Genomic DNA, 8492 nt, shown 5'->3' with positions numbered 1-8492 from the left:
AGGTCAGCCCCCCAACAGTCAGTCAGTGGTGCTCAGGCTCGCGGCCTGTTCCTGCTGGGCGCGCTTTGCAGATTGAAAAAATCACCGCTGGAAAGGTCCGGCGCGATTTGCTGTGCCCGTCTTTCCCCTGGAAAGCGGCAGCGGCGTGATTGATCGAGGCGTTTCGCATAGCGACATCCCTGTCAGTGGTTTCCATGGTTCCCATTCTAGAAACCAGGGCAGGGCGGAGAAATCGGGACGGTGGTGCTGGGGGTTTATCCAGTACTTGAACGACAGGCACAAAAAAGCCCGGGGGCAGCCGGGCTTCTTCAACAGCAACAACACAGGGGCGACTCTAGATGAAACAGATTATCGAATCAAGCGGGGCGTCACGGAAAGTGGTCACGATGAGCAGCATCGAGCTGCTGGAACTGGTCAATCAGGCCCGCGCCGAGTTCGGCGAGCCGGAGGTTCGGCGCAACCAGTTCCATGACCGAGTGGCCGATGAGCTGGAAGGTGAGCACTACAAAAAATTTGTAGTGACCAACCCAAACGGCACCATGTCCGATGCGTTCGACCTGACCCTGGATCAGTGCGCCCTGGTGGCTATGCGCGAATCCAAAGGCGTGCGGCGCAACGTGCGTGACAAGCTGAAGGCGCTGGAGTCACGACAGACTGTCACGGTGCCGCAATCCTACGCTGCCGCACTACTGGAAGCTGGGCGCCTTGCCTTGCTGGCGGAAGAGCAGGCCGAGCAGCTGGCCATCGCCGCACCCAAGGTCGAATTCGTGGACCGATACGTCGAGACCGCCGGCACGATGACCTTTCGCCAGGTCGCCAAGCTACTGAAGGCCAATGAGCGCGTTCTGCGCCAGCTGCTGCTGGATGGCCATGTCATGTACCGCCTGAATGGCGCGCTGACCCCATACCAGAACCACATCGACGCCGGTCGCTTCGAGGTCAAGACCGGAACATCCGAACGCAATAGCCACGCCTTCGCCCAGGCCAGATTCACGCCGAAGGGCGTTGAGTGGATTGCCGGGCTGTGGGCGGCGCGCATAGCCAAAGAGGCGGCGTGACATGCAGTACACCATCACCATGAATCAGGCGAAGGCCCTTGAGTGGGGGCTGAATGCGCAGCAGGCGCTGCTGTTCGCGTTCGTCTACGAGTGCCCGAGCTGGGCAAAGCCGATGACCACGCCGAGCGGGACGTTCTTCGCCCTGGCCAAGTCAAAGATCATCGAAGAGCTGCCCCTGCTGACAGACAAGCCAGACACTGCCTATCGCCTGCTGAAGCAGCTTGAAGAGGCTGGGGTAGTTGAGCTGTCGCACACCCCTGGCATCACACTTGTGCGGATGACCGACAAGGGCAAGGAGTGGAATCGCAAGCTGGATGGGTCGGAAAAATATCCGACCAGGGCGGCAAGAGGTCGGAAAAATATCCGAGGTACCTCGGAAAAAAATCCGATAGAGGTCGGAAAAATATCCGAGCCAGGGTCGGAAAAATATCCGACAAATCAGGATACCAGTAATCAGGATACCAATCAGGAAACCAGAATCAGTACTGCGCCCCAGGCTGACGCCCCGGTCGCGACGGCTCAGGTCGTTCCGTTCGAGGCAGTGAAGCCCCGCGTCGAAATCCCAGCTGACATGCCCGGCCCCAAAGACCAGTCCTGCAAGACATTCCGCACCTGGGCCAACTACGCATTCGCCTACCGCAAGCGCTACAGCACCTGGCCGGTCTGGAATGCCAAGGCCGGGGGGCAGATCGGTCAGCTGATCGACCGTCTCGGGGCAGACGCTGCGCCGCAGGTTGCTGCGTTCTACCTGACAGTCAACGACGCTCGCCTGATCAACGACTGCCACACCCTCAACGGGCTGCTGGCCAAGGCCGAAGCATTCCACACGCAATGGCAAACCGGTCGCCAGATCAACGGGACCACTGCCCGCCAGATCGAGCAGACCCAGGCCAACGTCAACGCCGCGCAGGAAGCCGCCCAGCGCATCCGCGAGAAGGGGGGCAAGCGCAATGCTTTCCTGTGACCAACAAGCCGAACTGGCCGCAGCCCTTTGCGCGACCGCTGAGACTCTTGGGCACGCTCTGAGCGCAAGCGCTGCTGAGCTGATGGCCGAAGACCTGGCCGAATACGGCATGGAGCAGATTGCTACCGCACTGCGCGCATGTCGCAAAGAGTTGACCGGCAAGCTGACCCTGGCCGCGATTCTTCAGCGCGTTCAGGCAGCGGACGGACGTCCCGATCCGAACGAGGCTTGGGCGCTTGCTCTGGCCGCTTCGGATGAGTTCGACAGCGTTGTCCTGACTGACGAAATCCAGCTGGCGCTCGGGGCTGCACGGCCGATCTTGGATGCAGGCGACAAGGTAGGGGCTCGCATGTCCTTCCTGTCCGCCTACCAGCGCCAGGTCGATACCGCGCGCCGCGAGGGAAAGCCGGTGAACTGGGCGCTATCCCCGGGCTTTGATCAGCAGCGCCGCGTGATGGCTGTTGAGGAGGCCGGCCGCCTTGGTCGCCTGGCCGCGCCGGTTGTCGAGGAGTACCGGGCCCGCCTTACCCATGAGCCGATCACCCAGGACGGTGCGGCGATAGCCGGCTTGATCACCGGAAAAAGCGCTATGCCATCGCCAGAAGTCCGCGAGCGACTTCAAGAGATCAAGCAATCCGTGCTTGCCACCCAGGCCGAGCGTGAGCAGCGCCGTTCCGACGGGATCGCCAAGCGCCGGGAAGCATTCGAGCACAACAGAAAGCTGCAGCTTGAAGCACTTGAGCAACTGAAGGAGCGGCGAGCATGACCACCCCAATCATCGCACTCACCTGGCTCATCGCCATTGGCGCCTGCGCAACTCTGGAGTTCCTGGTTCGGGCTGGACGGGGAGGTAAGGCATGAATTTCGGATCAGTTTGTTCCGGCATTGAGGCCGCTTCCGTGGCTTGGCATCCGCTCGGGTTCCGCACTTCCTGGCTGGCCGAGATCGAAGCCTTCCCAGCCGCCGTGCTGGCTCACCATTACCCCGAAGTGCCGAACCTGGGCGACATGACGAAGATTGCTACGGAAGTGCTTACAGGCACAGTCGCAGCGCCTGACGTACTCGTCGGTGGCACGCCATGCCAGGCGTTCAGTGTTGCAGGGATGCGAGCGGGCCTACAGGACGCGCGCGGTAAGTTGACTATCGAATTCGTGAGGCTCGCAGATGCAATTGACCATGTTCGGGTTGCCCGAGGAAAGCAACCATCCATCACCGTCTGGGAAAACGTCCCCGGCGTACTTTCCGACCGAGGCAACGCCTTCGGCTGCTTTCTTGGCGCGCTGGTTGGGGAGGACTGCGAACTGCAGCCTTCAGGGAAGCGGTGGACGGACGCTGGTTGTGTGTATGGACCCAAAAGAGCAGTCGCGTGGAGGGTTCTTGACGCCCAATATTTCGGCCTGGCCCAACGACGCCGCCGTGTGTTCGTTGTGGCAAGTGCTCGAGAAGGGTTCGATCCCGCATCGGTACTTTTTGAGCGCGAAGGCGTGCGCCGGGATACTCCGCCGAGCCGAGAAAAGAGGGAAGTCGCTACCGTCTGCCCTACTCTCCGCGCTGGAGGAAACAGCACAGGAGGAGATAGGCCTCCCGGAACCGATGTAGACACGGCGGACAGCCTCATTGTCTGTCATGGAACGCAAGACCCTGATGTTTGCGTCGACCAGGCGCACCCGCTTGGTCGTAATCACGGCCAGGAGAATGAAGTCCTTGCCATTCAGGCCGGCGCCCTTCGCACCAATCCACTGAGCGGGCCGGATGGCGTCGGCGTACAAGCCGATCATGCCTACACGCTGGAAGCCAGGGCAGAGGTCCAGGCGGTCTGCGTAACTGGTGATATCGCGCACACTCTAAAAGCAGAAGGCTTCGACGCCAGCGAGGATGGCACCGGACGCGGCCAGCCGATTGTTCCGGTCGCCTTTACGCAGAACAGCCGCAGCGAAGTCCGGCAGATCAATGGTGACGGCAAGATCATCGGTGCATTGGCGGCGGAGGCTGGGGCGCAGCAGCAGAACTATCTCGCCACTGGACCCGCAGTCCGTCGCCTGACGCCAACCGAGTGCGAGCGCCTTCAGGGATTCCCCGACGGCTACACGGTCGTCCCTTACCGAAAGAAAACCGCAGCCGAATGCCCGGATGGCCCGCGCTACAAGGCGCTGGGCAACTCTATGGCTGTTCCGGTTATGCGCTGGATTGGCGAGCGTATCGCCATGGTTGCGTCTGCCAAGCAGGAGGCCGCATAGATGGCTGATCGAATCTCCGTCAACAGCGCCGCCAGGCTCTCCGAGGCCATCACCCGGCTGACCGCCATGTACCGCGACAAGAAGTACGTCGTGGTCAGCCTGCGCCCCGGGAAAGACCGCACTCTGGACCAGAACGCGCTCTGGTTTGCGCTGTACGAGCGAATCGCGCAGATGACACAGATCGGCGACACCGAAGACGCGCGCCGGTACTGCAAGCTGCATTTCGGCGTGCCGATCATGCGGGCCGCTGACGCTGATTTCCGCGACGGCTGGAATCGGATGTTCCTGCACCTGGCGTACGAGCAGAAGCTGGAACTGATGGGGTCATGCTCGCTATTCGGCCCTGACGGTTTCCCGGTGACCCGCCTGTTCAATCGCGCCCAAGGCATCGCCTACACCGACCGCATCGTGGAGGAGTTCACCGGGCGCGGCGTGTTCTTTTGTGATCTGCTTGGGGAGGCTGCAGCATGAGCCTGATCCCAATGACCCACAACGACCTCTGTTTGGTGGCAGTGAAGTGGCTCAAGCGAGCCAACTCAGCTGGCGGTCCTGGCTGCCATGTCGCTGTCAGTGAGTGCCGATCAGGCTGGACAGGGGAGATACCAGACGCCATTGGGTTCCGCGCTGCCGGCTTCGATGACGGATCCACTGTAGTTGAGTGCAAGACCAGCCGCGCTGATTTTCTCGCTGACCGCAAGAAGGCGCACCGGTCGGCAGGCGGTCTCGGCAACTGGCGCTACTTCATGGCCCCCGCCGGCCTGATAAAGCCAGACGAGCTGCCGGCCGGTTGGGGGTTGCTCGAAGTGAACAGTCGCGGGCATGTGAAGGTTGTTGCCGGTCTTGCCGCGTACTACGGAACCAGCTACGACACGGTGCGCGAGCAGACGCTGACGTGGCGGCATGAGGCAGACCGCGATCGTGAGCAGTTTCTGCTAGTGAAGCTCCTGCACCGCGTTGGAGACGTCGAGGTGATGAACCGCAACTTGAAGCTGGCTTACGGCGAGCAGCAGCGGCTCGCCAAGCGCGTCAATGAGCTGAACGAGCAGATTCGTAACGAGCGGCTTGACCGGTATGTACGGAGGTCCGCATGACCCGCATCGTCACTAAGAAGCTGCGCGCCAAGCGATGCCGCAACACCGCGTGCCGGACCGAGTTCGTCCCGGCCCGCCCGCTGCAGACCGCTTGCAGCGTCGCGTGCGCCATTGCGCTGACACAGACCGCCAAGGCCAGGCAGTCGCGCGAACAGGACAAGCAGGAGCGAGCAGCACGCCGCGCAGCACGCGAGCGGATCAAGACCAAGGGCGACTACATGCGCGAGACGCAGGCGGCGTTCAACGAGTGGATCCGCGAGCGTGACCGCGATCTGCCGTGCATCAGCTGCGGCCGCTTCCACCAAGGCCAGTGGCACGCCGGGCACTACCGCACGGTCGGGGGCAACCCAGAACTGCGTTTCCACCCGCTCAACTGCCACCGCCAATGTGCCCCCTGCAATAACCACAAGTCCGGCGACATCGTGAATTACCGAATCAACCTGGTGGAGCGCATCGGCGCGGATCAGGTCGAGTGGCTGGAAGGGCCGCATGAACCACAGCGCTACACCATCGAGGAGCTGAAGGCGATGAAGGCCTCGTTCCGCGCAATGACTCGAAGCCTCAAGGGGAGGGCAGCATGATCTACACCAGCACACTCGCCGCAGTGGTTTCCGCTCTGGCCGCCGAGGCCATCGACAACACCAGCAAGCAGGCCTGGCAGAAGCTGTACCGTCCGGGCTATGCCGACGGCGGCAGCCTGGAAAGCCTGATGCGCTCATCCGGCGAGAAGGGCATCACCCGCATGGATGCCGACTGCTGGGTCTACGCCCGGCTCCATAGCCAGTTGATTCCGCGGCACTGGAATGCGCTGATGGCCAAGTACAGCACGCACAAGGGGAAAAAGGTGCAGGCCATTGCTGCCTTGGTTCCGCTGATTGCATCGCCGGCGCCGGGCTTGTTCGTCCAGAAGGCCGTCACTGCTTGGGCCATTCCGCCGATGAAGGGGGTGGAAGGCAAGCGGTCCACCGACATGATCGTGCTACCGGCACAGTTCTACGACATGAATGGCTGGGACCTGGAGGCCAACCACGAGCGTACTCGGAGGCGCTGGCGTAAGGGCGTCAGCGATGTGCTCGAGGAGATGGTAGGGGAGGCGCTGCGAGAGGCAGAGCGAATACTCGATGCAGAAGGTGTTTTGCTGAACATGGCCGCTTGACATTAGTGTCCGTATGTCCGACTCTATACCCATCCTGTCGATCTTGCGCGTTGAGGATCGATGAAGGCTCCGGGGGGTGACTGGTTCGAGTCCAGCTGCTATGCCGGCTACCCAAATGGCAGTTCTGTTTGTTTTGACGGTCTTAATGGCCAGCTTGTACATGACACCAGATTTGCTGATTGCAGCAGCCATGTCTGCAAAAGAGGGTAGTTTTATGATGAGAGAGACCGTAGGCCAATTGTTTCATCCGTTAGCCGCTTCGATTTCTGCCATCTGGTGTAGCTGTGTAGCCGCAGGTGCGATACCCCGCTCCATCTGAACGTAAATGTTCACACAAAGCCCAGCCTAACCGCTGGGCTTTGTCGTTTCTGGCTGTCATGCCTCCGTTACGTTGAGTCAAGCCGCCTCGACTGATATGGCCAGGCGCTTACCCAGAACAGACAGGGCTGCTTCGAGCTGATCAATCTTCGATCCGTGGAGGAAATCCACCAGGCGATCGACCTGCATAGGCTTCACGTTCAGCAGGCGAACCAGATCGGCCTTACGCATACCGCGCTCGAGCATCGTGTTCCATAGGTGGATCTTCGCCACGGTCACAGCAGGCAAGCGGACCACATGCTCGCTGGGCTCTGCAGCTGTTGCTGCTGGAATAACGCGGCGCTGATCGACGTAGAGAGACAAAGTCGTCTCGATGGCGTCCAGGGCTTCGCTAAGCGCGTGTTCTTGGTTATCTCCGTAGCTGTTCAGCTCGGGCAAGTCGCGGCAGAACACGGCAACGCCTGGCGTATCGTCAGTTTCGAAGCGGATTGCATAGTCGTACATGGTCACTCCTAGGTGATCGCACAGCGTTCAGACGTGGCGAAGGGGCTCTCAGAGCCCCAGTTGCTTGATGATCGCTTTGCGGGTCGGTTCCTTCATTTCCTTGGCTCCGTGGTCCGCGAAGATCGTCGAGTTGCCATTCGGTGCGGTGATCTTGAAGTGGCTTCCTTTGCCGGCTTCGAAGGTCACCCCTTGGGCCTTCAACCATCGCCTGAACTCGCTGTGCTTCATCACCTCATCTCGTTGTTGGGATGGGCTCATCATACAACAGAACTGTTGTGTTGCAACAGAAATGTTGTATTTGATTCCCTGCCCAACAGCGGGGTTTTCGTTTCTGGCTCCCGTGTCTTCTTCCCAGCTCCGAGCGGATTGACGTACATCGAGGAGCCCGATTGTTTTGCCCGAACTCCCCGGGCGTTTTATTTCTGGAGCCACGAATGGCCGAGCCAACATCTACCGGCGCGCTTGCTGTCGGCATTGCTGGGGCAGGGGTCGCTGGAGTGATGGCCGGATTCGATGGGGCGATGGCTGTAGGGAGCCTGTGCGGGGCTTTGATCTACTTTGCCAGCGCCAAAGAGCTGACCTTAGGCCCGCGACTGATGTACTTCGCAATCAGCTGGGTAATGGGTTATCTGGCCGCGCCAGCCGTTGCTCGTGCCGAGCTGTTCGGGCTCGGCCCAATCGAGTTACCTGCGTTGGCCGCGTTCATTTGCTCTGCGCTGATCGTCACCGTCACCCTGGCCGCTATCCGGCAACGCCGGGGAGTGGAGGGCAACAATGGATAAGCTGATCCTCACCCACGTCACCCTGGTGCTGAGCGCCGTGATGTTCGTGCGGATGTTCACCTATCGCCGCGGCGACGCAACCTTCCGACGCGATGTCTCGATCATGGCCGCGCTGATCATGATGTGCTGCGGCGCGACAGTGATCTACATCCTCGCCGGCGAACTGGTTGTTCCGCGCAACGCTTGGCCGATGGTCCTGCTGCTGGCTGTACTCACGGCATCGCTGATGCGCTGCGGCGGCAACCTATCGAAGGTCCTTCGTCATCCGTATGGGTGGGATGGAAGGGAGAGGCGGCGCTAGATGAAGGCCTTCGGGGATTCAAATTTCAGCGGCGGAACGCTTCCGCCATTCAAGAAAAGAAGAGGGCTCCTAGAGCTGATG

13 protein-coding genes are annotated in these 8492 nt (G+C 60.9%); 11 read left to right on the top strand and 2 right to left on the bottom strand.

All coding sequences use genetic code 11. The features are described 5' to 3' along the window. From EA795_RS20110 to EA795_RS20070, 9 genes are all read left to right on the top strand, one after another. Positions 1 to 149: transcriptional regulator (locus EA795_RS20110; protein WP_122079144.1), on the top strand; the 149-nt coding region annotated here is incomplete at its 5' end. Positions 150 to 386: 237 nt separating this feature from the next. Next, complete coding sequence (locus EA795_RS20105; protein ID WP_240645055.1) at positions 387 to 1058, top strand: phage antirepressor KilAC domain-containing protein; 672 nt, start codon at positions 387 to 389, stop codon at positions 1056 to 1058. A gap of 1 nt (position 1059) precedes the next feature. Next, entirely contained in the window at positions 1060 to 2022 is a 963-nt protein-coding gene (locus EA795_RS20100) for a PadR family transcriptional regulator (RefSeq protein ID WP_122079140.1), read from the top strand. An 82-nt stretch (positions 2023 to 2104) separates the two neighbouring features. Beyond that, on the top strand, positions 2105 to 2788 hold the full coding sequence (locus EA795_RS20095) for a hypothetical protein (RefSeq protein WP_240645054.1): 684 nt from the start codon (positions 2105 to 2107) through the stop codon (positions 2786 to 2788). A gap of 91 nt (positions 2789 to 2879) precedes the next feature. Next, positions 2880 to 4259 (top strand): DNA cytosine methyltransferase, encoded by a 1380-nt coding sequence (locus EA795_RS20090; RefSeq protein WP_122079136.1) that lies wholly within the window; start codon positions 2880 to 2882, stop codon positions 4257 to 4259. Further along, complete coding sequence (locus tag EA795_RS20085; protein ID WP_122079135.1) at positions 4260 to 4730, top strand: immunoglobulin domain-containing protein; 471 nt, start codon at positions 4260 to 4262, stop codon at positions 4728 to 4730. After that, entirely contained in the window at positions 4727 to 5350 is a 624-nt protein-coding gene (locus EA795_RS20080) for an adenylosuccinate synthase (protein WP_122079133.1), read from the top strand. Before EA795_RS20085 ends, EA795_RS20080 begins: the two co-directional genes overlap by 4 nt. Next, positions 5347 to 5931, top strand: coding sequence for a recombination protein NinG (locus EA795_RS20075; RefSeq protein WP_122079132.1), 585 nt, complete (start codon positions 5347 to 5349; stop codon positions 5929 to 5931). The genes EA795_RS20080 and EA795_RS20075 overlap by 4 nt, the downstream gene beginning before the upstream one ends. Continuing rightward, positions 5928 to 6506, top strand: coding sequence for a hypothetical protein (locus tag EA795_RS20070; protein ID WP_122079130.1), 579 nt, complete (start codon positions 5928 to 5930; stop codon positions 6504 to 6506). The genes EA795_RS20075 and EA795_RS20070 overlap by 4 nt, the downstream gene beginning before the upstream one ends. Positions 6507 to 6902: 396 nt before the next feature. Here the strand turns inward: EA795_RS20070 and EA795_RS20065 are convergent, their stop codons facing one another. Continuing rightward, positions 6903 to 7328 carry a type II toxin-antitoxin system HicB family antitoxin gene (locus tag EA795_RS20065; protein WP_122079129.1) on the bottom strand — a complete coding sequence of 142 codons (426 nt, stop codon included), beginning with the start codon at positions 7326 to 7328 and terminating at the stop codon, positions 6903 to 6905. Between the two features lie 48 nt (positions 7329 to 7376). Beyond that, complete coding sequence (locus tag EA795_RS20060) at positions 7377 to 7556, bottom strand: type II toxin-antitoxin system HicA family toxin (protein WP_122079127.1); 180 nt, start codon at positions 7554 to 7556, stop codon at positions 7377 to 7379. Positions 7557 to 7762: 206 nt separating this feature from the next. Between EA795_RS20060 and EA795_RS20055 the strand changes: the two genes are divergently transcribed. Both EA795_RS20055 and EA795_RS20050 read left to right on the top strand, forming a co-directional pair. After that, entirely contained in the window at positions 7763 to 8110 is a 348-nt protein-coding gene (locus tag EA795_RS20055; RefSeq protein ID WP_122079125.1) for a putative holin, read from the top strand. After that, entirely contained in the window at positions 8103 to 8411 is a 309-nt protein-coding gene (locus EA795_RS20050) for a phage holin family protein (protein WP_122079124.1), read from the top strand. Before EA795_RS20055 ends, EA795_RS20050 begins: the two co-directional genes overlap by 8 nt. Positions 8412 to 8492 lie beyond the last annotated feature (81 nt).

The organism is Stutzerimonas nitrititolerans, assembly GCF_003696285.1.
Classification (GTDB): Bacteria; Pseudomonadota; Gammaproteobacteria; order Pseudomonadales; family Pseudomonadaceae; genus Stutzerimonas; species Stutzerimonas nitrititolerans.
Note: the sequence above shows the minus strand (reverse complement) of the source record. Positions and strands in the feature narration are given on the sequence as shown.

Bases quoted from the DNA above. Each gene is read 5' to 3' on its own strand.
- EA795_RS20100 (WP_122079140.1), top strand. From the start codon at position 1,060: ATGCAGTACACCATCACCATGAATCAGGCGAAGGCCCTTGAGTGGGGG.
- EA795_RS20065 (WP_122079129.1), bottom strand. From the start codon at position 7,328: ATGTACGACTATGCAATCCGCTTCGAAACTGACGATACGCCAGGCGTT.
- EA795_RS20105 (WP_240645055.1), top strand. From the start codon at position 387: ATGAGCAGCATCGAGCTGCTGGAACTGGTCAATCAGGCCCGCGCCGAG.
- EA795_RS20050 (WP_122079124.1), top strand. From the start codon at position 8,103: ATGGATAAGCTGATCCTCACCCACGTCACCCTGGTGCTGAGCGCCGTG.
- EA795_RS20095 (WP_240645054.1), top strand. From the start codon at position 2,105: ATGGCCGAAGACCTGGCCGAATACGGCATGGAGCAGATTGCTACCGCA.
- EA795_RS20080 (WP_122079133.1), top strand. From the start codon at position 4,727: ATGAGCCTGATCCCAATGACCCACAACGACCTCTGTTTGGTGGCAGTG.
- EA795_RS20070 (WP_122079130.1), top strand. From the start codon at position 5,928: ATGATCTACACCAGCACACTCGCCGCAGTGGTTTCCGCTCTGGCCGCC.
- EA795_RS20075 (WP_122079132.1), top strand. From the start codon at position 5,347: ATGACCCGCATCGTCACTAAGAAGCTGCGCGCCAAGCGATGCCGCAAC.
- EA795_RS20060 (WP_122079127.1), bottom strand. From the start codon at position 7,556: ATGAAGCACAGCGAGTTCAGGCGATGGTTGAAGGCCCAAGGGGTGACC.
- EA795_RS20090 (WP_122079136.1), top strand. From the start codon at position 2,880: ATGAATTTCGGATCAGTTTGTTCCGGCATTGAGGCCGCTTCCGTGGCT.
- EA795_RS20055 (WP_122079125.1), top strand. From the start codon at position 7,763: ATGGCCGAGCCAACATCTACCGGCGCGCTTGCTGTCGGCATTGCTGGG.
- EA795_RS20085 (WP_122079135.1), top strand. From the start codon at position 4,260: ATGGCTGATCGAATCTCCGTCAACAGCGCCGCCAGGCTCTCCGAGGCC.